This window comes from Xylophilus sp. PBN-3R (genome assembly GCF_057747805.1).
The window spans coordinates 4,579,509-4,603,803 of the sequence record NZ_CM173225.1; the positions used below are offsets into that span (position 1 = coordinate 4,579,509).

18 protein-coding genes are annotated in these 24,295 nt (G+C 67.0%); 16 read left to right on the forward strand and 2 right to left on the reverse strand.

What is annotated here, in order from left to right; all coding sequences use genetic code 11:
• The first annotated feature begins 272 nt into the window (after window positions 1-272).
• The 7 genes from AC3ANW_RS21715 to AC3ANW_RS21745 all read left to right on the forward strand — a co-directional run bounded on the left by AC3ANW_RS21715 (window position 273) and on the right by AC3ANW_RS21745 (window position 7,423).
• Complete coding sequence (locus tag AC3ANW_RS21715) at window positions 273-1,304, forward strand: hypothetical protein (protein WP_488342900.1); 1,032 nt, start codon at window positions 273-275, stop codon at window positions 1,302-1,304.
• A gap of 60 nt (window positions 1,305-1,364) precedes the next feature.
• A complete protein-coding gene (locus AC3ANW_RS21720) occupies window positions 1,365-2,348 on the forward strand; it encodes a helix-turn-helix transcriptional regulator (RefSeq protein WP_488342901.1) in 984 nt (327 codons plus the stop codon).
• Between the two features lie 41 nt (window positions 2,349-2,389).
• A complete protein-coding gene (locus tag AC3ANW_RS21725) occupies window positions 2,390-2,758 on the forward strand; it encodes a hypothetical protein (protein ID WP_488342902.1) in 369 nt (122 codons plus the stop codon).
• A gap of 40 nt (window positions 2,759-2,798) precedes the next feature.
• Window positions 2,799-3,953, forward strand: a complete 1,155-nt coding sequence (locus AC3ANW_RS21730; protein ID WP_488342903.1) for an iron-containing alcohol dehydrogenase — start codon at window positions 2,799-2,801, stop codon at window positions 3,951-3,953.
• A 71-nt stretch (window positions 3,954-4,024) separates the two neighbouring features.
• Window positions 4,025-4,945, forward strand: a complete 921-nt coding sequence (locus AC3ANW_RS21735; protein ID WP_488342904.1) for a protein NO VEIN domain-containing protein — start codon at window positions 4,025-4,027, stop codon at window positions 4,943-4,945.
• 482 nt (window positions 4,946-5,427) lie between these two features.
• Entirely contained in the window at window positions 5,428-6,402 is a 975-nt protein-coding gene (locus AC3ANW_RS21740) for a LacI family DNA-binding transcriptional regulator (protein ID WP_488342905.1), read from the forward strand.
• Entirely contained in the window at window positions 6,389-7,423 is a 1,035-nt protein-coding gene (locus tag AC3ANW_RS21745; RefSeq protein ID WP_488342906.1) for a LacI family DNA-binding transcriptional regulator, read from the forward strand. The genes AC3ANW_RS21740 and AC3ANW_RS21745 overlap by 14 nt, the downstream gene beginning before the upstream one ends.
• A gap of 42 nt (window positions 7,424-7,465) precedes the next feature.
• On the opposite strand, the gene AC3ANW_RS21750 is transcribed toward AC3ANW_RS21745, so the two are convergent.
• Window positions 7,466-8,173, reverse strand: a complete 708-nt coding sequence (locus tag AC3ANW_RS21750; RefSeq protein ID WP_488342907.1) for a Crp/Fnr family transcriptional regulator — start codon at window positions 8,171-8,173, stop codon at window positions 7,466-7,468.
• A gap of 154 nt (window positions 8,174-8,327) precedes the next feature.
• Between AC3ANW_RS21750 and AC3ANW_RS21755 the strand changes: the two genes are divergently transcribed.
• From AC3ANW_RS21755 to AC3ANW_RS21785, 7 genes are read left to right on the forward strand one after another with little or no spacing between them, the layout of a single operon-like run.
• Window positions 8,328-10,262, forward strand: a complete 1,935-nt coding sequence (locus tag AC3ANW_RS21755; protein ID WP_488342908.1) for an AMP-dependent synthetase/ligase — start codon at window positions 8,328-8,330, stop codon at window positions 10,260-10,262.
• A gap of 23 nt (window positions 10,263-10,285) precedes the next feature.
• Window positions 10,286-11,080 (forward strand): ABC transporter ATP-binding protein, encoded by a 795-nt coding sequence (locus AC3ANW_RS21760; protein ID WP_488345484.1) that lies wholly within the window; start codon window positions 10,286-10,288, stop codon window positions 11,078-11,080.
• 19 nt (window positions 11,081-11,099) lie between these two features.
• The gene (locus tag AC3ANW_RS21765; RefSeq protein WP_488345485.1) at window positions 11,100-12,029 is read left to right on the forward strand and encodes a branched-chain amino acid ABC transporter permease; all 930 of its coding nucleotides are present in this window, start codon (window positions 11,100-11,102) and stop codon (window positions 12,027-12,029) included.
• Window positions 12,030-12,033: 4 nt separating this feature from the next.
• The gene (locus AC3ANW_RS21770) at window positions 12,034-13,098 is read left to right on the forward strand and encodes a branched-chain amino acid ABC transporter permease (protein WP_488342909.1); all 1,065 of its coding nucleotides are present in this window, start codon (window positions 12,034-12,036) and stop codon (window positions 13,096-13,098) included.
• A 43-nt stretch (window positions 13,099-13,141) separates the two neighbouring features.
• Window positions 13,142-14,440, forward strand: coding sequence for an ABC transporter substrate-binding protein (locus tag AC3ANW_RS21775; RefSeq protein WP_488342910.1), 1,299 nt, complete (start codon window positions 13,142-13,144; stop codon window positions 14,438-14,440).
• A 7-nt stretch (window positions 14,441-14,447) separates the two neighbouring features.
• Window positions 14,448-15,260, forward strand: coding sequence for an ABC transporter ATP-binding protein (locus AC3ANW_RS21780; RefSeq protein WP_488342911.1), 813 nt, complete (start codon window positions 14,448-14,450; stop codon window positions 15,258-15,260).
• Complete coding sequence (locus tag AC3ANW_RS21785) at window positions 15,257-16,522, forward strand: phenylacetate--CoA ligase family protein (RefSeq protein WP_488342912.1); 1,266 nt, start codon at window positions 15,257-15,259, stop codon at window positions 16,520-16,522. The genes AC3ANW_RS21780 and AC3ANW_RS21785 overlap by 4 nt, the downstream gene beginning before the upstream one ends.
• Before the next feature lie 12 nt (window positions 16,523-16,534).
• Here the strand turns inward: AC3ANW_RS21785 and AC3ANW_RS21790 are convergent, their stop codons facing one another.
• Window positions 16,535-18,022, reverse strand: coding sequence for an aldehyde dehydrogenase (NADP(+)) (locus AC3ANW_RS21790; RefSeq protein ID WP_488342913.1), 1,488 nt, complete (start codon window positions 18,020-18,022; stop codon window positions 16,535-16,537).
• A gap of 91 nt (window positions 18,023-18,113) precedes the next feature.
• Between AC3ANW_RS21790 and AC3ANW_RS21795 the strand changes: the two genes are divergently transcribed.
• On the forward strand, window positions 18,114-23,471 hold the full coding sequence (locus AC3ANW_RS21795; protein WP_488342914.1) for a diguanylate cyclase: 5,358 nt from the start codon (window positions 18,114-18,116) through the stop codon (window positions 23,469-23,471).
• Between the two features lie 65 nt (window positions 23,472-23,536).
• Complete coding sequence (minC, locus tag AC3ANW_RS21800) at window positions 23,537-24,259, forward strand: septum site-determining protein MinC (protein ID WP_488342915.1); 723 nt, start codon at window positions 23,537-23,539, stop codon at window positions 24,257-24,259.
• The last annotated feature ends 36 nt before the right edge of the window (window positions 24,260-24,295 follow it).

The window sequence follows — 24,295 nt, forward strand, 5'->3', positions numbered from 1 at the left end:
TTCGTGTGATCTATTGCGGACTCTGGCAGGCCATTGCTACTACTGCGCCTGTCGCGCCTGTCGCGTATTCCTATGCGGCATGCACGCCGTGCCGGTACCACATTTCGGCAATCGCCGGACAGGGCTTAAAGGGTGAGGACAGGATCCGGTGGGGTCAAACGCATCACGGCCGGTGGCGCCGGGGTTTCCAGAGGCCGTGTTACGTTCAGGTGTGGATGCCAAATCACGCCTGAAAACCGTTTATAGGAATCCGGATTTCCAACCGAGGTCGAATGTTCAAATCCACGACTAATTCCATTACCTTTTTCAAATCCGGAAACGGCTTCGCGAAAGCATGCGTCGTGATTTTTTCCTTTTTCGGTTTGCGGGTATTGGGCGGGAAAACCAGCGGGGCGGATTTTCTGTTGCATTCGGGTTATGACGTGGTCTCGGTGGAGTCGAATGGCGACGACTGGCACCAGGGCCTGCCACCGCAGGAAGTCGAAAAACTGGCGCTTTTCCTGAAGACGCACTACACGATCGTTCACGGTTATGGCTCTTCGATGGGCGCTTATGCTGCACTCGCGTTTGCGGACATCCTGGACTTTTCACGGATTCTGGCCATTTCACCGCAATTCAGAATCGACCAGGATTTTGATCGCCGCTGGGCATCGAACGCCGCGAGGATTCGATGGCAATACGGCATTCAGGGCGGCCCCGGTCGAATCGAGATTTTCTTGGTGTTCGATCCGATGAACGAGGATGCCTTGCATATTCCGATGATTGTTTCGAGGTTTCCCTTTTCCCGTATCCATCAAATTCGTGTGCGGTATTCGGGTCATCCCAGTACTTTCTGGCTGCACCGCGCCGGCGCGCTGAAGGATTTCATGGTCGGGATATTCGACAGCGGCCGGGTTTCGCTGAACCTGCGCCTGGCACGCAAAAACAATACGGTGCATCTGCGTGAACTCGGTTTTGTGTTGTTCCGGCGCCGGCGTTACGACTGGTGTGCCCGGGTGCTGGAAAAAGCCGTCGTGGGCGGTGAAACCGGTGCGCAGATCCACAAGTTTCTGAGTGGCGCCCAGGGACAGTCCGGCAAGATGGATTCGGCCATCCGGAATGCGGAGATAGCCATCGCCATGGCGGCTTCCGCCGCAGAAAAGGCCGGCTGCCTGGCACACCTCGGCCATTTGTTCAATCACACCGGGCGGCGCAGCGAAGCGATCCAACGGTTCGACGAGGCAATAGAACTCCTTCCTTCCAATCTTTCCTTCCAGGCCGTCAGGGCTCACATGAAAGGAACGGGTGGCGCTGCCGGCACCTGATCGTCCGTCCGCCGTCGACGTCAAGTTCTGCCGTTGGTCTTCCCCGCCCCACCACCGCTCATGAGTTTCCAGTTCGACGCTTTCAGCACGCTGCTACTGACGGTCTACCGACTGGCGCAGTCCTTGCCGGTGCAGTTGTTCCAGGACGCCGCCCTGGAACAGCTCAAGCGGTTCATCGCCTTCGATGCCGCCAGCTGGGGCACGGCCCACATGCGTTCGCCGCAGCAGGGCGTGGACTTCCACAGCATCCACCTTCACAAGGTGTCCGCAGGCATGGTGGCGGCCTATGAAAAGGTCAAGCACCTCGACGTGGTCGCCCGGGCCATCACGCGGGACGAGCGGGTTACCCAGGCCTTCAATGCCCACGAGTCCCTGCACGGCGAACATCTGCGTCCTCTGCTGGCCTATCGGCAGGCCTTCGGCCACGACAACCTGCTCATCAACAGCGAACTCGACCTGCGGACCCGGGTGGTCCAGTGGGTTTCGCTCTATCGGCGGGACCCGGCGCAGGTCTATACCGCCGAAGAGACGAAGGTCATGGAAACCGCGGCGCCGCACCTGATGCAGGCGCTGGCCATGAACCGGCAGGCCAACCTGGAACGCCTGTGCGGTGGTGACGCCAGGGCGCAGTGGGCGGCGGCCATCGCCGATGTGCGAGGGGTGCTGTACCACGCCGATGTGCGGTTCCTGCAGCTGGTCGCGACCGACTGGCCGGGCGGCGAAGACAACCACGTGTCGCCTCAGCTGATGGAGCGCCTGCGCCGCGACACCGACCGCGTCGTCGGCCCCGAGACCGTGGTGCGGCGCACGCTGGAACATGACGTGCTCTACCTCAAGGCACGGCCGCGCCACGCGGTCGACAGCCTCAGCAGTAGCGAACTGAAGGTGGTGCGCCTGCTGGTGACCGGGCTGACGCAGAAGGAGGTGGCGCTGACGCTGAAACGCTCGCAGGACACGGTGCGCACGCATGTGCGCAACATCTTCGAGAAACTCGACATCGGCAGCGCGGTGATGCTGAGCGGCATCCTTGCCCTGCGGGATTAGCCGGTTTCACAAGCCGCCGCCCTGCGGGCATCATCGGCGCGATGGAATTGCATTTTCTCGATTTCGACATGAGCGAGGACGCCGACGGCTCGGTGGTCTTCGACGCCCTGGCCAGCGTCCCGGCGGCTCAGCTGGCCCGGCTCCATGCCGAGGTGACCACCGTGCTGGGCTGGGCGCACGAGACTTTTCCCGGCGCATGCGCACCGCTCGAAGACGGCGGCGAATGGGACTTCCAGCTCGACGGCGCCATCGAGACCCGCACCCCGCAATCCTTGCACTACGACAGCCGCACCGGCGAGATCACCAGCGAGTCCGGCACGCCGGGCCCGGGCCGGTTCTCGCTGAGTCTGTCGATCAACGGCACCGCCGGCTTCGGCGACGCGCTGCGCGAGGCTTTCGGTATCGCCTGACAACGGCAGACGCACCCACTGCCATACGGACACCGCCACCATGAATCCCTTCAGTTTCCAGACCGTCCCACGCATCGTCATGGAAAGCGGCGCAGCCGCCCGGCTCGGGCCGCTGCTCGCAAGCCGTTATGCAGTGGGCAGGCTGTGTGTGATCACCGACGCCTTCCTGCACCGCAGCGGCCTGCTGGCGTCCTCGCTCGCCAGCCTCGCCGAAGCCGGCTGGCAGGTGCTGGTGATCGACGATGTGCTGGCCGATCCGCCCGACCATGTGGTCGAGGCCGTCACTGAACGTGCCCGCGGTTTCGGTGCGCAGGTGGTGGTGGGGCTGGGTGGTGGTTCGTCGATGGATGTCGCCAAGCTGGTGGCGGTGCTGCTGGCCGGCCACCAGCCGCTGGCGCAGATGTACGGCATCGACCAGGTGCTGGGCGAACGCCTGCCTCTGGTGCAGGTGCCGACCACTGCCGGCACCGGATCGGAGGTGACACCCATCGCAATCGTCACCACCGGCGCCACCACCAAGAGCGGCATCGTGGCGCGCCAGCTGTATGCCGACATGGCGGTGCTGGACGCCACGCTGACACTGGGCCTGCCGCCAGCCATCAGCGCGGCCACCGGCATCGACGCGATGGTGCACGCCATCGAGGCCTACACCAGCAAACGCCTGAAGAACCCGCTGTCGGACCACCTCGCGGTGCTGGCGCTGCGCCTGCTGTCGGCCAACCTGTTGCGAGTCTGCGAGAACGGCCACGACATCGAAGCCCGCGAAGCCATGCTGCTGGGTGCCATGCTGGCCGGCCAGGCCTTCGCCAACGCGCCGGTGGCGGCGGTGCATGCACTGGCCTATCCGCTGGGCGGGCATTTCCACCTGCCGCACGGCCTGAGCAACGCGCTGGTGCTGCCGCATGTGCTGCGTTTCAACCTCGACCACGCGGCCGGGCACTACGCAAGCCTCGCCGACGCGCTGCTGCCCGGCCTGACCGGCGACACCACGGCGCGGGCGACGGCCTTCATCGAACACATCGATGGTCTGGCCGCGGCCACCCGGCTGCCGATGCGCCTGCGCGACCACGGCATTACCGAGGCCGACCTGGACCGGCTGGCGAGCGACGCCATGCAACAGACCCGGCTGCTGATGAACAACCCGCGCGAACTGCTTCTGGAAGACGCGCGGGACATTTACCACCGGGCGTTCTAGTCTCCCGAATGGGGGTGTTCGACACCTGGCGGCATACTTCGGCCTGTCAAAACGTACTCGAATTCAGCTGAATGGAAAAAGAAATCGACCCCACCGTCCTGGCGGTCATCAATGAAAAACGCCTTTCGGGCGTCAAACACACGCCTGTCGAAGTGATCACCAAGATGGGTGTCTACGACGCGCGAACCCAGGCCGCTTCGTCGGCCTGGCTGGCCAGCGGCGACAACGTGATCGTCACCATCTGGGCCGAACTCATCACCGTGGCGGCCGACGGCCGCTGGTTCCACCTCGAATCCCTGGACACCCACCAGCGCCTGGGCGGCATCGAACGTTCGCCCCAGCAGATCCAGCGGGCCAAGGACCGCATGCAGCTGCTGAAATACGCGCTCGACGAAGAACAGCCGGTGCGTGCCGCGCTGCAGGCCAACCGGGTGGAGATCCAGCAGGTCGAGTCCAACAAGGACGCCAAGATCTCGACCCGCGTGCCGGACGACGAGACCTGGCGCGTGACGGTGTGGAACGCCGACGAGAAGTACGCGATCCTGGTGCGTGGCGACAATGCCGGCTGGGTGCCCACCGACGCCGACCTGAAGGCCGCCCGCGAGCGCGGCGGCGTGCCGACCGCGCAGGCCGGCATCGGTGGCGCGCAGGTGCCGTCCGAAGAAGTGCAGGCAGCCGCCATGGCCTACCTGTTCAAGTACTTCGGCAGCTACGGCTACAAGGCCGAGGCGGTCACCAGCGAACATTTCGGCTATGACATGGAAGTCTCCGACAAAAAGGGCAACACCCTGCTCAAGCTGTCGGTGAAGGGACTGGGCGGCGGTGTGCGCAGCTTCAAGCTGAGCCCCATCGAACGTGAGGCCGCCAGCGCCGGCCATCCGTGGCGCCTGGCCGTGGTCAGCGACGCCGTCGCACCGAGCGCGGTGCACAAGCTTTACAACTCGGCAGACTTCGAGGCCGCGCCCGGCCTGGAACTGGACCTCGACGCCTGATCGGCGCGAGTCGATCTCCAGGCGGTCGCCCGTGGCCACCCAGGCCATCCACAGGGCATCCCCTTGGGCCGCTCCGTCCGGATGCAGCATCCGCACCGAGCCGGCCCCTTGTTTCCTCCTGTTCATCAAACGCCGAAGATCAATCCAGCATGATTGGTCACGCGATCATGTGAGATGAAAACGCTTCCACACTCCTTCAGAAAAAGCCGGCGATAACCGGGAGCGGCGACAAAGTCCGGAAAATTGGTGGAAGAGTTGGAATGGAAGCGCTTCCAATACCATGAGCGTAGTTACGGGTGCAATAAAAAGCCCCATGCTCCCGGCATACTCCTGCCGCTTCCACGCATCCAATCTTGATATGGATGCGTATCCATTTCCGCGAACCTGCCGCTTTTCCAGCCTTTTGCTCTTCTTCTGCCGTGACCACCAGTGCCCATTCAACCCGCCGCCGCCTGCCAGCAGGACCCCGGGCGGCGGCGCGCATGAGCGATGTGGCCCATGCCGCCGGGGTATCGCTGGTCACGGTGTCTAGAGCCATCAATACACCTGACCAGGTGGCCCCGACCACGCTGGCGGCCGTGCGGGCCGCGGTGGCGCAACTGGGTTACCTGCCCAACCTGACGGCGGGCAGCCTGGCGTCGAGCCGCTCGCGCATCGTGGGCTGCCTGGTGCCGGTCATCTCCGATTCGGTGTTTTCGGACACCATCGGGGCGCTGACCCGTATCCTGGGCGACGGCGGCTACCAGGTACTGCTGGGGCAGACCCATTTCCGCATCGAGGAAGAAGCCCGGCTGGTCGACACCTTCATCGGCCGGCGTGTCGATGCGGTGGTGTTGACCGGCGTCACCCACGCCGCCGGCCTTCGTGCACGCCTTCAGCGCAGCGGCATCCCGGTGGTGGAAACCTGGGACATGGCGCGCCAGCCGATCGACATGCTGGTGGGCTTTTCCAACCATGCCGCCGGCCGTGCTGCCGGCGAACATCTTTTCGAGCGCGGCTACCGTGCACCCGCCTATATCGGCGCGGACGAAGATCGTTCGTACCAGCGCCTGGAAGGCCTGCGCTCCGTCGCCCGTGAGCGCGGCGTGGCCGATGTGCCGGCCGAACTCATTCTGCCGCCGGCCGAGATCGAAGACGCCGGTCCCCGACTGGCCGCCCTGCTGGCGCGTCGACCCGAGATAGACGCGGTCTTCTGCAACAACGACACCCTCGCAGCCGGCGTTCTTTTCGAATGCCGGCGACGGGGTTGGGACATACCCGGCCGCATCGCGGTGATGGGTTTCGGCGACCTGCCGATCGCTCGCGCGGGGCATCCGCGTATCTCCACCGTCCAGGTGCATGCCAGCAATATCGGCGAAAGGGCAGGTCAGCTATTGCTGGCGCGCCTGGCCGGCCAGCGGCAGCCAGAGGCCGTCGTGGATATTGGTTTCGAGGTGGTGCACCGTGAAAGCACCTGATTTCCCCGGCTCAGCTGCCGGTCCGGTCCGCATGGCCGATGTGGCCCGCATGGCGGGTGTGGCCCGTGTGACGGTGTCCCGCGTATTGAGCAATCCGCAAAGCGTTGCCCCCACCACACGCGCAGCCGTGCAGGAAGCCATCGCGCGGCTGGGCTACGTGCCCAATCTCAACGCCGGCACGCTGGCGTCGAGCCGGTCGCGCATCGTCGGCTGCATCGTGCCGACGCTGTCCAACGCCTGGTTCGCCGAAACCATCGACGGACTGTCCGAAGTGCTGTCGGCGGCCGGCTACCAGCTGCTGCTGGGGCAATCGGGCTACGATCCCGGTTCCGAAGAACGCATGGTGGACACCTTCCTCGGCCGCCGTGTCGACGCCATGGTGCTGACTGGCGCCGACCGGCCCGACGCGGTGCGGGATCGCCTGCAGGCTGCCGGCATTCCGGTCGTGGAAACCTGGGACCTGGGCCTCGAGCCGCTCGACATGGCGGTGGGCTTCTCCAACCACGGCACCGGCGAGGCCGCGGCCGAACACCTGCTGGCGCGTGGTTGCCGTCACCCGGGCTATATCGGTGCGGACGAACCGCGTGCCGACAAGCGCCTTGCCGGATTCAGCGCCGCGCTGGCGCGCCATGACCTGGCACCGGCGGTCGCACTGGCCGGCCGGCCGCCCACCTCGTTCGAGGGCGGTGCGCAGGCCTTGCGTGAGCTGATGGCACGTGACCCCCAGGTCGACGGCATCTTCTGCAGCAACGACATCATCGCCGCTGCGGTGCTTTTCGAATGCAGCCGCCAGGGCTGGGCCGTGCCGCAGCAGATCGCGGTGGTCGGTTTCTCAGACCAGCCGCTTTCGGCCGCCACGGTGCCTTCCCTGACCACCGTGCAGGTGCGGTCGCACGACATGGGTGCCGAGGCCGGCCGGATGCTGCTGCGGCGCCTTGGCAGCGTGGCGAATCGTTCGCTGGGCGGGGAACATCGCATCGCCGACATGGGCTTTCGTGTCATTGCCCGCGAAAGCGCCTGAACCCGACGGCTCCCGAAGGCTTGCGGCGGGGGCCGGCAGTCTTCAGCTCTCGCGCAGCGCCGCGAGGTCCAGCACGCGCAGACCGCCGTATTCGATGCGGATCAGGCCCTGAGCCTGCAGGGTCGCCAGCGCCTGGTTGACCCGCTGCCGTGACAGCCCCACCAGGTAGGCCAGTTCCTGCTGGGTGATGCGCAGCATGTCGCCCACCGCCGGATACAGCACCGGGTTGAACAGCGCGGCCAGGCTGCGCGCCACCCGCGCGTCCGGGCTGGCCATGCGGTCGGTTTCCAGTGCCACGATGAACTGCGAAAGCCGCTCGTTCAGCTGGCTCATCACGAAGCGGTTGAACTCGATGGAGTGGTCGAGCAGCCAGTGAAAACTGTCGATCGGCAGGCCCGCCACCAGGCTTCTGCGCAAGGCCTGGATGTTGTACCGGTAGGGCTCGCGCTTGAGCACCGTGCCCTCGCCGAACCAGCCACCCGGCGCCATGCCGGCAAAGGTCATGGTGTGGCCGCCGTCGGTGTCGGTGCTCATCTTCAGCAGCCCTTCGACCACACCGAACCAGTAGGTCGGCGCCCGGCCCAGGCGGCAGATGAAGTCGCCCGGTTCGGCCTCGCTCACCATCAGGCCGTCGACCGCGCGGTTGCGCTCTTGCGGGGTCAGCCGCCGCAGCCACGGAATGGCTGCCAGTTCGGCTTCGGACGGCTTGCGGCGCCGCTGGTGCAGGGATGAATCGAGGCTGGACGTCAAGGTCGTCGAATTCTGCTGGCCCGGCCCGGTGCAGCCACCCCGGACAGCACCTGATAGGACATTCCCTAGGAATGTCGCCAGCAAGACAAGCAGGCGTCAAACGCAGTCCTAGGATGCGGCTCGACTGGCCCCAACGAGACAAGACGAGGACCGCATGACGACCGAAACCTTTCCGCAGTTGCTTGCACGCCATGCCGAGACCCGGCCCACGGCGCCAGCCGTGCGGGAAAAGGAATACGGCATCTGGCAGACCTGGCCGTGGTCGCAGGCCCAGTCCGACGTGCGGGCCATCGCATGCGGCCTGATGTCGCTGGGTTTCGCGCGGGGCGACAACCTGGCGATCGTCGGCGACAACCGGCCGCATCTGTACTTCTGTTTCATGGCCGCACAGGCCGCCGGCGGCGTGCCGGTACCGCTGTACCAGGACTCGGTCGCCACCGAAATGGCCTTCGTGCTGCAGGACGCCGGCATCCGTTTCGCCTTCGCCGAAAACCAGGAACAGGTCGACAAGCTGCTGGAACTGCGCGAGACCCTGGACCTCCGACACATCCTCTACGACGACCCGCGCGGCCTGCGCTGCTACGACCAGCCGGGCCTGCGGTCGATGCAGTCGCTGATGGAGCAGGGCCGTGCGTGGGACACGGCCAACGCCGGCGCCTACGAACGCTCGGTGGCAGCGGTCGCGGCCGACGACGTGTCGGTCATCCTCTACACATCCGGCACCACCGGCAAACCCAAGGGCGTCTGCCAGACGCATCGCAGTTTCATCGCCGCCGCCCGCGGCAGCGTCGAGACCGACGGCCTGGGCCCGCATGACAACGTCATCTGCTATCTGCCGCCGGCCTGGGTGGGCGACCATCTGTTCTCGCTGGCGCAGTGGCTGGTGGCGGGTTTCACCATCAACTGCCCCGAATCGCCTGCCACCGCGGCCATCGACCTGCGCGAGATCGGCCCCAGTTATTACTTCGCGCCGCCGCGGGTCTTCGAAGCGATGCTGACCAGCATCTCGATCCGCATGGAAGACGCGTCCGCTCCCAAGCGCTGGATGTATGCGCGTGCGATGGCGCTGGCCCGCCGGGTGGGCTCCGACATCCTGGACGGCAAGCCGGTGGCCGGCCTGGACCGCCTGCGCTATGCCGTCGGCAACGCGCTGGTGTACGGCCCGCTGCGCAACGTGATGGGGCTGACGAGGGTGCGGGTGGCCTATACCGCGGGTGCCGCCATCGGTCCCGACCTGTTCCGTTTCTTCCGCTCGGTGGGCGTCAACCTCAAGCAGTTCTACGGCCAGACCGAAACCTGCGCCTACGTCTGCCTGCAGAAGAACGGCCGGGTGAAACTTCACACGGTCGGCGAGGCCGCGCCGGGCATCGAGATCCGCATCGCCGACAACGGCGAAGTGCTGGTGCGCGGTGCATCGGTGCTGAAGGAATACTACAAACGCCCCGATGCCACGGCGGAGGTGATCGACGCCGAAGGCTACTTCCACACCGGCGACGCGGGTGTCATCGACAGCGACGGCCATCTGCGGATCATCGACCGCGCGAAGGACGTCGGCAAACTCAACGGTGGTGCCTTGTTCGCGCCCAACTACATCGAGAACAAACTCAAGTTCTTTCCGCAGATCAAGGAAGCCGTGTGTTTCGGCCACGGTCGCGACGAGGTCACCGCCTTCGTCAACATCGACTTCGAGGCCGTCGGCAACTGGGCAGAGCGCCAGGGCCTGCCCTATGCAGGATATGTCGATCTGGCCGGCAAACCCGAGGTGCTGGAACTCATCGCCCAGTGCGTGTCGCAGGTCAACGCCGACCTGTCGAACGAAGCCGGAATGGAAGCCACACAGGTGGCGCGATTCATCGTGCTGCACAAGGAACTCGACCCCGACGACGATGAACTGACCCGGACCCGCAAGGTGCGCCGCGGTTTCATCGCCGACAAGTACCAGTCGCTGCTGACGGCTCTCTATACCGGGGTGCGGCGCCAGCACATCGAGACCCTGGTCAAGTTCGAGGACGGCCGCAGCGGCACGGTGAGCGCGACCCTGAACGTGGTCGAGGCCCAGGTCTTCCAACCCCTTGCGAGCGCGGCATGAACATGATGGCCGAACCCCTTCTGATGACGCCCGCGACATCCGGCAGCGCTGCCGGAGTGGTGCTGGACGTCCGCAACATCTCGCTGAGTTTCGGCGGCGTGAAGGCGCTCACCGACATCAGCTTCGACGTGCGTGAACACGAGGTGCGATCCATCATCGGACCCAACGGCGCCGGCAAGAGTTCGATGCTGAACTGCATCAACGGCGTCTACCAGCCGCAGCAGGGACAGATCACTTTCCGCGGCCAGACCTTCACCCACATGAACAGCCGGCAGGTGGCTGAAATGGGGGTCGCGCGCACCTTCCAGAACCTGGCCCTGTTCAAGGGCATGAGCGTGCTCGACAACATCATGACCGGCCGCAACCTGCGCATGAAAAGCAACCTGCTCATGCAGGCCCTGCGCATCGGGCCGGCCGCCCGCGAAGAGATGGAACACCGCGAGAAGGTCGAACGCATCATCGACTTCCTGGAGATCCAGGCCTGGCGAAAGACACCGGTCGGCCAGCTGCCCTACGGCCTGCAGAAACGCGTCGACCTGGGCCGCGCGCTGGCGATGGAGCCGCAGGTGCTGCTGCTCGACGAACCCATGGCCGGCATGAATGTCGAGGAGAAACAGGACATGTGCCGTTTCATCCTCGATGTGAACGAAGAGTTCCGCACCACCATCGTCCTGATCGAACACGACATGGGTGTGGTGATGGACATCTCCGACCGGGTGGTGGTGCTGGACTACGGCAAGAAGATCGGTGACGGCACGCCTGCCGAAGTCCGCGCGAACCCCGAAGTCATCAAGGCCTACCTCGGCGGCGCGGCATGAAGAACGAGGACAAAAAATGATGGGCTTTCTACTGGAAACCCTCTTCGGAGGACTCATGGTCGGCATGCTCTACGCCCTGGTGGCGCTGGGTTTCGTCCTCATCTACAAGGCCAGCGGGGTCTTCAATTTCGCGCAGGGCGCGATGGTGCTGTTCGCCGCGCTGGCGATGGCGCGCTTCTCGGAATGGATCCCGCAATGGCTGGGCTTCGACAACAAGACGCTGGCCAACATCCTGGCCTTCGCAGCCGCCACGGCCTGCATGGTCGCGGTCGCCTGGCTGGTCGAAAGACTGGCCCTGCGGCGACTGGTCAACCAGCCCGGCATCACCCTGCTGATGGCGACCCTGGGCATCAGTTATTTCATCGACGGCGCCGGCCAGCTGCTCTTCGGCAGCGCGGCCTACAAGATCGATGTCGGCATGCCCAAGGACCCGATGATCGTCATGGAGCAGACCTTCGACGGCGGCCTGCTGCTCAGCAAGGAAGATCTCTACGCGGCAGTCATCGCCGCCCTGCTGGTCGCCACGCTCACCCTGTTCTTCCAGAAGACACGGACCGGAAGGGCGCTGAGGGCGGTCGCCGACGACCACCAGGCAGCCCAGTCCATCGGCATTCCGCTGTCGCGGATCTGGGTGGTGGTGTGGTCCATCGGCGGCATCGTCGCCCTGGTCGCCGGCATCATCTGGGGCAGCAAGCTGGGCGTGCAGTTCTCCATCTCCCTGGTGGCGCTGAAGGCCTTCCCGGTCGTCATCCTCGGCGGCCTGACATCGGTGCCGGGCGCCATCGTAGGCGGCCTGCTCATCGGCGTGGGCGAGAAGCTTTCGGAGATCTACCTCGGCCCCTACGTCGGCGGCGGCATCGAGAACTGGTTCGCCTATGTGCTGGCCCTCGGTTTCCTGCTGATCCGCCCGCAGGGATTATTCGGCGACAAGATCATCGACAGGGTCTGACGCCATGTTTTATCGGGAAAACGGCCAGTTCAAGACGACGTACCAGGCCGACGTCGCACTGTTCCCCATCGCGCAGGACCGCTGGGCCCTCTACACCCTCCTGGCGGTCGCCTTCATCGCGGTGCCCGGCTTCGCCAGCGACTACCTGTTCCGGGCGGTGCTCATACCGTTCCTCATCCTGGCGCTGGCCGCCACCGGCCTCAATATCCTGGTCGGCTACTGCGGCCAGATATCCCTCGGCACCGGCGCCTTCATGGCGGTCGGCGCCTATGCGGCCTACAACCTGCAAGTGCGCATAGAGGGCATGCCGCTGATCCTGTCGCTCATCGGCGGCGGACTGGCGGCCACCGTCTGCGGCGTGCTGTTCGGCATTCCCAGCCTGCGCATCCGCGGCCTGTACCTGGCGGTGGCGACGCTGGCGGCGCAGTTCTTCGTGGACTGGTTCACCAACCGGGTGAAGTGGGTCACCAACGACTCGTCGTCGGGCTCGGTCAGCGTCAACGTGTTGTCGATGTTCGGCTACAGCTTCGACACGCCGGTGCAGAAGTACCTGCTGTGCCTGACGCTGGTCGTGGTGGTCGCGCTGCTGGCCAAGAACCTGGTGCGCGGCGCCATCGGCCGCGAGTGGATGGCCATGCGCGACATGGACGTGGCGGCCAGTGTCATCGGCATCCGGCCGGTGCACGCAAAACTCACCGCATTCGCCGTCAGCAGCTTCATCGTGGGTGTGGCCGGAGCGCTGTGGGGTTTCGTGCACCTGGGTTCATGGGAGCCGGCCGCCTTCGGCATCGACAAGTCCTTCCAGCTGCTGTTCATGGTGATCATCGGCGGCCTGGGTTCCATCGCCGGCAGCTTCTTCGGGGCGGCTTTCATCGTGCTTTTGCCGCTGGTTCTGAACTACGTGCCGCACTGGTTCGGGCTGTCGCTGGGCACGGCCACCGCATCGCAGCTGGAGCACATGGTGTTCGGCGCACTCATCGTCTTTTTCCTCATCGTCGAGCCGCACGGCCTGGCGAAGCTCTGGTCCACCGCGCGCCAAAAACTGCGCACCTGGCCGTTCCCCTATTGATGCATTTTTCGGTCGGTCGTAATCCATACAGGAGACACAAAAAATGAAGTTCAAGAGCCTCGTGATCGCAGCCGCCGCAGCGGCATCGGTAGTCGCCGGCGCGCCTGCGTCGGCACAGGAACAGTTCGTGCCCTTGCTGGTCTATCGCACCGGCCAGTTCGCCCCGCTGGGCATCCCCTGGGCGGACGGCAAGCAGGACTACCTGAAGCTGGTCAACGCCCGCGACGGCGGTGTCAACGGCGTCAAGCTGGCCTATGAAGAATGCGAGACCGCCTACGACGCGGCAAAGGGTGTCGAGTGCTACGAACGCCTCAAGGCCAAGGGCACCGGCGCATCCGGTTTCGACCCGCAATCGACCGGCATCACCTTCGCGGTGACCGACAAGGCCTATGTCGACAAGGTGGCCATCGAGACACCCGGCTACGGACTTTCGCAGTCGTCCGACGGCACGGTCTTCCAGTGGAACTTCCCGCTGCTCGGCACCTACTGGACGGCGGCCGACGTGATGCTGCAGGACATCGCCAAGAAGGAAAAAGGCAGCCTCAAGGGCAAGAAGATCGCACTGGTCTACCACGACAGTCCCTACGGCAAGGAGCCCATCCCGCTGCTGCAGAAACGCGCGGCGGCCGAGGGTTTCGAGGTGTCGCTTTTCCCGGTGACGCCACCCGGCGTGGAACAGAAATCGACCTGGCTGCAGATCCGGCAGCAGAAACCCGATTACGTGCTGTTCTGGTCGGCCGGCGTGATGACTCCGGCGGGCATCCGCGAGGCCCAGGCCAGCGGTTATCCGCGCGACCGCATGTACGGCATCTGGTGGGCAGGATCGGACCACGACGTGAAGGATATCGGTGCCGGCGCCACCGGCTACAACACCATCACCCTGCACAACAGCGCGGCGAAGGACAAGGTGCACGACGACCTGAAGAAGTTCGTCTACGACAAGGGCCAGGGTACCGGCGCGGCCAATGGCGTCGGCACCCTGGCGCACACCCGCGGAATGATGATCTCGATGCTGCAGGTGGAGGCCATCCGCGCCGCGCAGGAGAAGTACGGCAAGGGCAAGACACTCACGCCCGAACAGGTGCGCTGGGGTTTCGAGAACCTCGACCTCAACGCCGACAGAATCAAGGCGCTGGGCTTCGGCGAAATCATGCGGCCGGTGAAGACATCGTGCGCCAACCACATGGGCGACGACTGGGCGCGCATCGTGCAGTGGGATGGCGGTAAATGGAACATCAAGTCCGACTGGTACCAGTCCGACAAGAGCCATATCGATCCGCTGGTGAAAGAGCTTTCGGCGAAGTATGCGAAAGACAAGAACATCACGCCGAGAGCCTGCTGAGAACCGCATGAGTTCACCCGACGCTCCCCTGCTCGAAGTCAACGGCATCGAGGTCATCTACAACCATGTGATCCTGGTCCTGAAGGGCGTCTCCCTCAACGTGCCGGAGGGCCGCATCGTGGCCCTGCTGGGCGGCAACGGCGCGGGCAAGACGACGACGCTGCGGGCGGTCAGCAACCTGTTGCTGGGCGAACGCGGCGAGGTCAGCAAGGGCAGCATCCGGCTGCGTGGCGAACGCATCGAAAAGCTGTCGCCCGCCGCCCTGGTGCAGCGCGGCGTGCTGCAGGTGATGGAAGGGCGGCACTGCTTCGCCCACCTGTCGATCGAAGAGAACCTGCTCGCCGGCGCCTACACCATCCGGGACCGGGGCGAGGTGGCGGCCAACCTCGACAAGGTCTACGCCTACTTCCCCCGGCTGAAGACGCGGCGTGCCAGCCAGGCCGCCTACACCTCGGGCGGCGAACAGCAGATGTGCGCCATCGGCCGTGCGCTGATGGCCAGCCCCCGGCTGGTGCTGCTGGACGAACCCTCGATGGGCCTGGCGCCGCAGATCGTCGAAGAGGTCTTCGCCATCGTGAAGGACCTCAACGAGAAGGAGAAGGTCACCTTTTTGCTGGCCGAGCAGAACACCGGCATGGCGCTGCGTTTCGCCGATTACGGCTACATCCTGGAAAGCGGCCGGGTGGTGATGGACGGCACCGCCGAGGCGCTGTCCGGCAACCAGGACGTGAAGGAGTTCTACCTGGGCATGGGCGATGCCCAGCGCAAGAGTTTCCGCGACGTGAAGAGTTATCGCCGCCGCAAGAGGTGGCTGGCATGACAGCGGTGCGCGAGTTGTTCTTCGACGCGCTGGAAACCCGCGACCCGCAGCAACGCGAGGCGGTGCTGTTTGCGGCCTTGCCGATGCAGGTGGCGCATGCGCAGGCGGCGTCACCGGCGTTCGCTGCCATCCTGGCCGGCATCGAGCCCGATTCGGTGGTCGACCGGGCGGCGCTGGCGCGTCTGCCGGTGACCCGCAAGCACGAGCTGCTGGAAGCGCAGCTGGCGTCGCGTGCAGGCGGTGGCGATGCCCTCGGCGGTTTTGCCGCCTTCGGCTACGGTCCGATGATGCCGAGGGTGTTCGCCAGCCCCGGCACGCTGTACGAACCCGATGGCGCGAGGCCCGATCACTGGCGTATGGCGCGGGCATTTTTCGCCGCCGGATTCCGAAGCGGCGAACTGGTCCACAACAGCTTCAGTTATCACCTGGTGCCGGCCGGCAGCATGATGGAAAGCGGCGCACACGCGCTGGGCTGCAGCGTGTTCCCGGGTGGCACCGGGCAGACCGAACAGCAGTTGCAGGCGCTGGCCGAACTGGGTGCCCGCGGTTACGTCGGCACGCCGAGCTTCCTGCGCATCCTGCTCGAGAAGGCGGCTGAAAACGCCCGGTCCCTGCCGCATCTGAAACGCGCGCTGGTGTCGGGCGAGGCCTTTCCGCCGTCGCTGCGTGACTGGGTCGGCGAACGTGGCATCGACGCCTACCAGTGTTATGCGTCGGCCGACCTGGGGCTGATCGCCTACGAGACCGAGGCGCGCCAGGGCCTGGTGCTGGACGAAGGTGTCATCGTCGAGATCGTGCGGCCGGGCACGGGCGACCCGGTGGCAGAAGGCGAAGTGGGCGAGGTGGTGGTGACCAGCTTCAATCCGGCCTATCCGCTGGTCCGTTTCGGCACGGGTGATCTGTCGGCGGTGCTGCCTGGGCCGTGCCCCACCGGGCGGACCAACGTCCGTATCAAGGGCTGGATGGGCCGGGCCGATCAGACGACCAAGGTGCGTGGCATGTTCGTACACCCCCAGCAGGTGGCAGAGGTCGGCCGGCGGGTGCCGGGCGTGGGCCGGCTACGGCTGGTGGTGTCGGGGGAGATGGCCGACGACCGCTTGTTGTTGCGTGCCGAATGTGCCGTCTCCGACCCGCAGCTGGCGGTGTCGCTGGGGCAGGCGGTGCGGGACGTCACCAAGCTGCGCGGCGAGGTGGAGTTGTGCATCCCGGGCACCCTGCCGAACGATGGCAAGGTGATCGAGGACGCCAGGAGCTATCGCTGACCGCGCTGGCGGTCAGAGCGCCACACCCTGACGGTCCACCAGCCAGCCCGGCGCATCCTGCAGCGCCAGCGGCCGCAGGAAGCGCTCCAGCGCCGCATAACCGACCGAAGTGGTGAACGGTGCGGTGGTCGACGGAAAAGGCCCGCCATGGTGCTGGGCGGCGGTCACCGCCACGCCGGTCGGAACACCCGAGAACAGCACCCGGCCCGACACCTGGATGGCCGCGCGGACGATGGCTTGGGTGGCCTCGTCCGGCAGTTCGCTGCCGGCCGGCACGCCCCACAGGGTGGCGGTCAGCGTGCCGCCGATGGCACGCAGCAGGGCCACGACTTCTTCGGCCGAGGTCACCCGCACGACCAGCGCGGCGGAACCGAAGACTTCCTCATGCAGATGGTGGTCGGCGATGAAATCGGCGGCGTCGACTTCGGCCAGGAAGGGGCGCGGCGTGCCGGTCGCAGCAGCTTCGGTGTCGTCCACCAGCACGCTGAGTTTTCCGTGGCCGCGCCAGGCCGCGATTCCCCGGTCGAACGCGCCGCGGATGCCGCCGGTCAGCATCGCGTGCGGGGCCAGGGCCTGAAGCCTGGCGGCCAGGTCGGCCACGAAGGCATCGCCACCGGCATCCTTCCACACCACGATGACACCCGGGCTGGTGCAGAACTGGCCTGCGCCCATGCAGATGGAACCGGCCAGGGTCTGGGCCAATGCGGCGCTGTCTTTCTGCAACGCGGCGGGCAGGGCTACCAGTGGATTGATGGAGCCCAGTTCGCCATAGAAGGGGATGGGGCGCGGGCGTTCCCCGGCGATCTTCGCCAGCGCGGTGCCGCCCTTGAAGGAGCCGGTGAAGGCGGCGGCCGCGATGCCCGGCGCCTGGACCAGGTGCACGCCGACCTCGATGGATGCGCCTTCCACGAACTGGAAAATACCGGCGGGCAGACCGCATTCGGCGACCACCTTCGATGCGATGGCCGCGACCTGACGCGACAGTTCCGGGTGGGCGGGATGGGCCTTCACGACCACCGGGCAGCCTGCGGCCAGGGCCGATGCGGTGTCACCGCCCAGCACCGAAAAGGCGAACGGGAAGTTGCTGGCCGAAAACATGGCGACCGGGCCCAGTGGCACGCGCACACGGGTCATGCGCGGCCGGCCGGCGGGCGGTGCGCCGGCCACGGCGGCTTCGTCGAGGAAGCTGTGGGCGCCACCGTTGTCCAGCACGTCGGCGAAGCCGCGCAGCTGGAAAGTGGTGCGGTCGAGTTCGCCTTCCAGGCGCGGCAGGCCCAGGCCGGTTTCGCGGTCGGCCAGCGGCACCAGCGTGGCGCGGGCGGCCGTGACGGCGTCGGCCAGGGCGCGCAGCAGGCGCGCCCGTTCGGCCGCGGAGGTGGCGCCGAAGGCATCGGCCACAGCGGCCGATGCGGCGACCGCCGCATCGATCTGGGCGGCGGTGGATTCGGGCCAGGCGTCACCCTGGGGCTGGCCGGTGCGGGCGTCGATGGATTGCAGCATGGAGGTGGATCCTGTGGGGTTGGAAGTCGATGGCGAAGAAGCGCATTGTCGTGGCCCTTCCGGGGGGCCGTCTCGCCCCTATCATCGGCAGATGGCGACGGCGAAGCACATTGCAACAACTCCAGAAACGGCCGTTCCCGGTGATTCGCTCGGCGAATTCGAGGTCGTGGACATTCTCTACAGGGGAGAGCGCTCGACCGTTCTGAGATGCCGCGTCGGCGGCGAACGGCGGGTCGTGAAGTTCCTTCGGCGCGAGGCGCTAGGCGTCGGCGACGTGGCACGGTTTCGACGTGAATACGAACTTTCCCGACGGGTTTCGCATCCCAACGTGGTCAGCGCCGAAACGCTCGGCAGCCATGCCGGCGCGCTGTTCCTCACCATGCCGGACGACGGCGCCGTGGCCCTGCGCGACGTGCTGCGATCGGGTCCGCTTTCGGTGGGCGATGCGCTGTCGGTAGCCATCGCCCTGATCGACGCATTGGCCGAAGTGCATGCGCACGACATCCTCCACAAGGACATCGCGCCGGGCAACGTGGTGATCGACCTGGCGCGCGGCGTGGTCAAGCTGATCGACTTCGGCATTTCGGCTGAAATCTCCAGCGAGCGTCCGGCCCTGGCCGCGCCAGCCGAACTCGAAGGCACGCTGGCCTGCATGGCGCCCGAGCAGACCGGCCGCACCAACGGCGACGTCGATTACCGCACCGATTTCTACAGCCTCGGCGCCACTTTGTATTCGATGCTGGCCGGCACGTCGCCATTTCCGGGACACGACGCGGTGGCGCTGGTGCATGCCCATCTGGCGCTGACGCCGCCGCCGCTGGCCGGCCTGTGTCCGGCCGCGCCGCCGGCGCTGTGCCAGGTGGTCGACAAGCTGCTGGCCAAACAGCCCGAAGGCCGTTACCAGAGCCACGACGCCCTGCGGCGCGACGTGGTGATGCTGCACGGATTGCTGGACGCTCCCGAACTGCTGCGCGGCTGGGTGCCGGCGGTGGGCGACCTGCCGCAACGGTTCCAGGTATCCAGCCGGCTCTACGGCCGCACCGACGAGACGTTGCGCCTGCTGGCCGCTTTCGAGATGGCCGCCTCGGGGCCGGCGCAGCTGGTGCTGGTGGAAGGCGCACCGGGCATCGGCAAGACCGCGCTGGTGCACGAGGTGCTGCGGGCGCTGCTGGCACGGCGTGGCGAGATGGTCGAGGGCAAGTTCAACCAGTTCGGCCAGCAGGCGCCGGGAGCGGCATTCGCCCAGGCGCTGCGGCAGCGGGCGCGGCAGGTGCTGTCGTACAGCGGCGTCCACCAGCGGCCCTGGCGGGCGGCCCTGCTGGCGCAACTGGGTGCCAACGCCGCGCTGGCGGTGCAGGCGGTGCCGGAACTGGCGCTGCTGTTCGAACATGCGCCACGCGATGTTCCGCCGCTGGGGCCGCAGGAAGCCGAGAACCGTTTCCTGCGCACCATGTGCTGCTGTTTTGCCGCGCTGTCCAGCGAGCAGCAGCCGCTGGTGGTCTTCATCGACGACCTGCAGTGGGCCGACCGGGTGTCGCGCCGCCTGCTGCGCGAACTGGCGCTGGACGACGGCCTGCGTCACCTGCTGGTGGTGGGTGCATTCCGCGACGATGCGCTGGGCGACGAACATCCGCTGGCGCGTGACATCGCCGGCTGGTCCGAGGCCGGGCGGCCGCCCATCCGCCTGGCCGTCGGGCCGCTGCAGGCGGAGGACGTCGCCGGCCTGCTGGTCGACACCCTGCAACGCTCGCCGGACGACGCCGAACTGCGCGGCCTGGCCGACCTGTGCCAGCTGAAGACCGGCGGCAACCCCTTTTTCCTGGGCCGTTTCCTGCAGGACCTGCAACGCCGCCGGCTGATCTGGCGCGACCCGGCGGGGCCGAGCTGGCGCTGGTCGCTGGAGCAGATCCGCCACGAACGCATCGCCGACAACGTGGTGGCGCTGATGCTCGAACAGCTGCGCCGCCTGCCGCTGCGGACGCGTGAACTGCTCACCATCGCCGCCTGCCTGGATGCGCGATTTTCGCTGCGTTCGCTGGCGCTGATCTGCGACGACGCCGAGGACACCGTGCTGCGGGGCCTGGAGCCCGCGCTGGCGGCCGGCGTGCTGACGCCGTCGGACGTCCGCTACAAGTGGGTGGGTGTGCTGGATGCCGACGAACGTGCCGGCCTGGACGTCGAACTGGCTTTCGCCCACGACCGGGTGCAGGAGGCCGCCTACCTGCTGACCGCCGAGGATGAACGGCCGGCACTGCACCTGCGCATCGGCCGCATGCTGCGCCCGACCATGGACCCGGCGGTGCCCGATTTCGCGGTGGTCAACCACCTCAACCGTGGCGGTGCGCTGGCCGAGGCCGACCCGGCCGAACGTGCGCAACTGGCGCTGTGGAACATGCAGCTGTCGTATGTGGCGCGCGACCGTGCGTCGTTCGACCTGGCGGCGGACCATGCGGCGCGGGCGGTGACGCTGTTCGGCCCGGCCTTCTGGCAGACCAGCCCGGCGGCCGCGCTGGAGCTTCGCACCCACGCCGCCCGCATGGCAGGCCTCCGGGGCGACGACCGCAGCATGCAGCGCCTGATCGACGAAGCCCTTGCGCAACCGCTCAAGGCAGTCGAGCGTGCCTTGCTGATCGATGTGCGGGTCGAGGCCTCTTACGGCCTGGGCCGGCTCGACGAAACCATCGAGCTGGGCCTGGAAGCGCTGCGCCTGCTCGACCTGCAATTGCCGGTGGTGGCCGGCCTGCCCGACGTGCTTCGCCTGGTGGCCGAACTGCGCGACGAGATCGAGGCCATCGGCATGGTCGCCGTCGCCGATCTGCCGGTGATGAAGGCTGCCCTGCCGCACCAGCAGCTGGCGGTGATCGCCCGCATGACGGCGGCCGCCTATATCGCCCGGCCCACGTTGCTGCCGCTGCTTACCGTGGTGCAGCTGCGCCTGATGCTCAGGCACGGACACGCACCGCAGGCCCTGTCGGCCTACACGGTGATGGGCCTGCTGGTGGCGGAATTTCTGGGCGACTACCGTTTCGGCTGGTCGCTGGGACGCATGTCGATGGGCCTGATCGACCGCCACGGCTGGCAGACGGTGCAGGCGCATGCGGGTTTCTCTTTCGGCGCCTTCCTGCAGCACTGGGTGGAACCGCCGCGCGAAACCCTGCCGGCCTGGCTCGACGTGCATCGCAACGGCCTGGAAAACGGCAACCTGCGCCATGCCGGGCTGGCCCTGGTGCTGCATGGCAGCCACGCGCTGCTGGGTGGTCTTCCGCTGTCGCAGGTCGAGGTTTTGCTGGCCCGGCACCTGGCCACGCTGCGGCGCATCCGCCAGCCGGTGGCACACGACTATGTGCAGGTGCTGCACGAGTCGGTACGCGCCCTGCAGCGCAACCGGCTGGTGTCGCGTCCGCTGGAACACGACGGTTATGTGCGCGACGCCGCACTGGAAGGTTTTGCCGCCCGCAAGGACCAGACCGGCGCGCTCTTCGTGCATGTCTTCGAATGCTGCCTCCTGGCGCTGGCCGGGCGCCATGCCGAGGCGGTGACCGCGGGGGAAGCGGCGGCGGCGATGTTCTCCGCCGGGAGGGGCCTCGGCATGGTGGCCTTCTGCATTTACTTCACCGCCTCGTCGCGGCTGGCGCTTGTGCTGGAAGGACGTCCGCCGGCCGGCTGGGAAGCCGATGTCGACGCGGCGGTCGCGCGTTTCACGCCCTGGCTGGCGGCCAGCGCGCGCCTGCTGCCGCTGCAGCAGCTGCTGTCGGCCCAGCGGGCGGCGGTGCGTGGTGACGACGCCGCCGTGCGCCTGGCGCTCGACCAGGCGCTGGCGGCGGTGCGCGACGCCGACGACCTGATGCTGCTGGCCATCGTGCGCCAGCAACGCGCCATGCTGATCGACGCACCGGCCGAACGTGCCGAAGCCCGCGCGGTGCTGCTGCGCTGGGGTGCGCCCGCGGCTGCGGCGGCGCTGTTCGCGGAGGCCGATGAAACGACGGTCTCCGCCTCGCCTGCCCGCGCCCTGGACCTTGGCGCGCTGATGAAGGCGGTGCAGGCGGTGACGGCGGAGATCGCCCTGGCGCCGTTGCTGCAGCGGCTGCTGCAGGCGTTGCGCGAGAACGCCGGCGCAGTGCGTGCGGTGGTGGTGCTGCGCGGTGAAGGCGAGGGACGCGAACGATGGCTGCTGCAAGCCGACAGCAACGCGCCGGCCGATGCCCCCGCACCCGAGGCCGTGCCGCTGGAGCAGTGCGACGACCGCCTGCCGCTGGAGATATTGCGCACCGTGCTGGCCACCGGCCAGGCGATCCGCGCGGACGACGCGCTGCACGAACATCCCTGGCAGCGCCTGCCCTACGTGGCGCTGCGCACCGTGCGTTCGCTGCTCTGCATGCCGCTGGTGCGCCAGGGCGTGGCCATCGGTGCCCTCTATCTCGAAAACGACGCGGCGAGCGGCGCGTTTCCGCCGCAGCGCATCGAGTTCCTCGAACTGCTGCTGGGCAACCTGGTCAGCGCGCTCGAAAACGCCCGGCTGTACGCCGAGGTGCGCAGCCTGGCCGACTCGCTGGAGCAGCGGGTTGCCGAGCGGACCCGCGAGCTGCGCGCCAGCGAGGAACGCACGGTGACCATCCTGCGCAACATTCCGCTGCCGGTGGTGGTGTCGCGGGTGGCCGACGACGTGTTCGTGTATGCCAACGAGCGTGCCGCGGCGCTGGTCGGCATGTCGGTGGCCGAGCTGGTGGGCCGGCTGCCGCACACCATGTACCGCTTTCCGGCCGAACGCGAGCGGCTCTACGCCCAATATGCACGCGACGGGCTGGTGCACGACTTCGAGGCCAATCTCGTCGACGCGAGCGGCCGCGGTTTCTGGGCGCTGATCTCGCTGGTGCCGGTGGTCTACGACGGCGAGAGCGCGCGGCTCACGACGGTGGTCGATATCTCCCACCGCAAGGCCGAGGAACAGGCGCTGCGCCGCGCAGCCGCGACCGACGACCTGACCGGCCTGGCCGGCCGCGGGCATTTCATGCGCATCGCCAACGAAGCCTTGCAGGCCGCCCTGCTGCACGGCCGTGCGATGGCGCTGGTGATGCTGGACATCGACCACTTCAAGCAGATCAACGACCGCTACGGCCATGCCGCCGGCGACATGGCGCTGCGCGACGTGGCCCAGCTGTGCAGCACGGTCACCCGCGTCGAAGACCTGGCTGGCCGCATCGGCGGCGAGGAGTTCTGCCTGCTGCTGCCGGGCATCGGCACCGACGCCGCGCTGGCGCTGGCCGAGCGGCTGCGGACCGCCATGGAGGATCACCCCATCGACATGGGCGGCCGAACTGTCAGGCTGACGGCCAGCCTGGGGGTTACGGAAGTGCGCGCGGGCGACTCGATTTCACTGCTGCTGGCGCGGGCCGATGCAGCGCTCTATGCCGCCAAGCGGGGTGGTCGCAACCAGGTCGCTGTCGCCTGAGGCCGGACTGGTCGGCTGCCGGAAGTCACACGTTAAACTCGCGGACTTTGACACTGCTTGTCTCCATGGCCGCATCCTCCGGTTCCGCCGCTCGCGCCAGCTTCGACCTGAAGAGCGCCACCCTGCCGTTGATCTCGGTAGTGCTGCGCACGGCAGACAGCGCATCGCTGTCGCAAGAGGTGGAGCGCCGCCTGGCCGAACAGGCCGATTTCTTCGACCAGGACCCGGTGCTGGTCGACCTGACCCAGCTGCCGCCCGGCAGCGACATCGATTTCTCCGTGCTGGTGCAGTCCCTGCGCCGGATGCGTGTGCTGCCGGTGGGTGTGCGCGGCGCCCGCGCCGACCAGGTTGCTGCCGCCCGTGCCGCCGGCCTGACCGAGGCACCCGACCTGCCCGCCGCCCGCTCCGCACCCGCTCCCGCTCCGGTCGCCGCCCCGCCTGCCGCGCCTTCGGTGCTGCCCACCATGGTCATCGAGCGCCCGCTGCGTTCCGGCCAGCAGGTGTACGCCCGCAATGCCGATCTGATCGTGCTGGCGGCGGTGAGCAACGGCGCCGAAGTCATCGCCGACGGCAATGTGCATGTGTACGCGCCGCTGCGCGGCAAGGCCATCGCCGGCGCCCGCGGCAACACGGCGGCCCGGATCTTCGCCACCTGCATGCAGCCCGAGCTGGTTTCCATCGCGGGCATCTATCGCACGGCCGAGACGCCGCTGCCGGCCGACATCGTGGGCCGTGCGGCCAAGATCAGCCTGGTCGGCGAGAAACTCGTGATCGAGTCGCTCCAGTAGTCTCGACCACACCTTCAATCCTCACCCCTTTTACGC

Coding starts and splice junctions, on each gene's coding strand:
- AC3ANW_RS21715 (WP_488342900.1), top strand. CDS start 273: ATGTTCAAATCCACGACTAATTCCATTACCTTTTTCAAATCCGGAAAC.
- AC3ANW_RS21720 (WP_488342901.1), top strand. CDS start 1,365: ATGAGTTTCCAGTTCGACGCTTTCAGCACGCTGCTACTGACGGTCTAC.
- AC3ANW_RS21725 (WP_488342902.1), top strand. CDS start 2,390: ATGGAATTGCATTTTCTCGATTTCGACATGAGCGAGGACGCCGACGGC.
- AC3ANW_RS21730 (WP_488342903.1), top strand. CDS start 2,799: ATGAATCCCTTCAGTTTCCAGACCGTCCCACGCATCGTCATGGAAAGC.
- AC3ANW_RS21735 (WP_488342904.1), top strand. CDS start 4,025: ATGGAAAAAGAAATCGACCCCACCGTCCTGGCGGTCATCAATGAAAAA.
- AC3ANW_RS21740 (WP_488342905.1), top strand. CDS start 5,428: ATGAGCGATGTGGCCCATGCCGCCGGGGTATCGCTGGTCACGGTGTCT.
- AC3ANW_RS21755 (WP_488342908.1), top strand. CDS start 8,328: ATGACGACCGAAACCTTTCCGCAGTTGCTTGCACGCCATGCCGAGACC.
- AC3ANW_RS21760 (WP_488345484.1), top strand. CDS start 10,286: ATGACGCCCGCGACATCCGGCAGCGCTGCCGGAGTGGTGCTGGACGTC.
- AC3ANW_RS21765 (WP_488345485.1), top strand. CDS start 11,100: ATGGGCTTTCTACTGGAAACCCTCTTCGGAGGACTCATGGTCGGCATG.
- AC3ANW_RS21770 (WP_488342909.1), top strand. CDS start 12,034: ATGTTTTATCGGGAAAACGGCCAGTTCAAGACGACGTACCAGGCCGAC.
- AC3ANW_RS21775 (WP_488342910.1), top strand. CDS start 13,142: ATGAAGTTCAAGAGCCTCGTGATCGCAGCCGCCGCAGCGGCATCGGTA.
- AC3ANW_RS21780 (WP_488342911.1), top strand. CDS start 14,448: ATGAGTTCACCCGACGCTCCCCTGCTCGAAGTCAACGGCATCGAGGTC.
- AC3ANW_RS21785 (WP_488342912.1), top strand. CDS start 15,257: ATGACAGCGGTGCGCGAGTTGTTCTTCGACGCGCTGGAAACCCGCGAC.
- AC3ANW_RS21790 (WP_488342913.1), bottom strand. CDS start 18,022: ATGCTGCAATCCATCGACGCCCGCACCGGCCAGCCCCAGGGTGACGCC.
- AC3ANW_RS21795 (WP_488342914.1), top strand. CDS start 18,114: ATGGCGACGGCGAAGCACATTGCAACAACTCCAGAAACGGCCGTTCCC.
- minC (WP_488342915.1), top strand. CDS start 23,537: ATGGCCGCATCCTCCGGTTCCGCCGCTCGCGCCAGCTTCGACCTGAAG.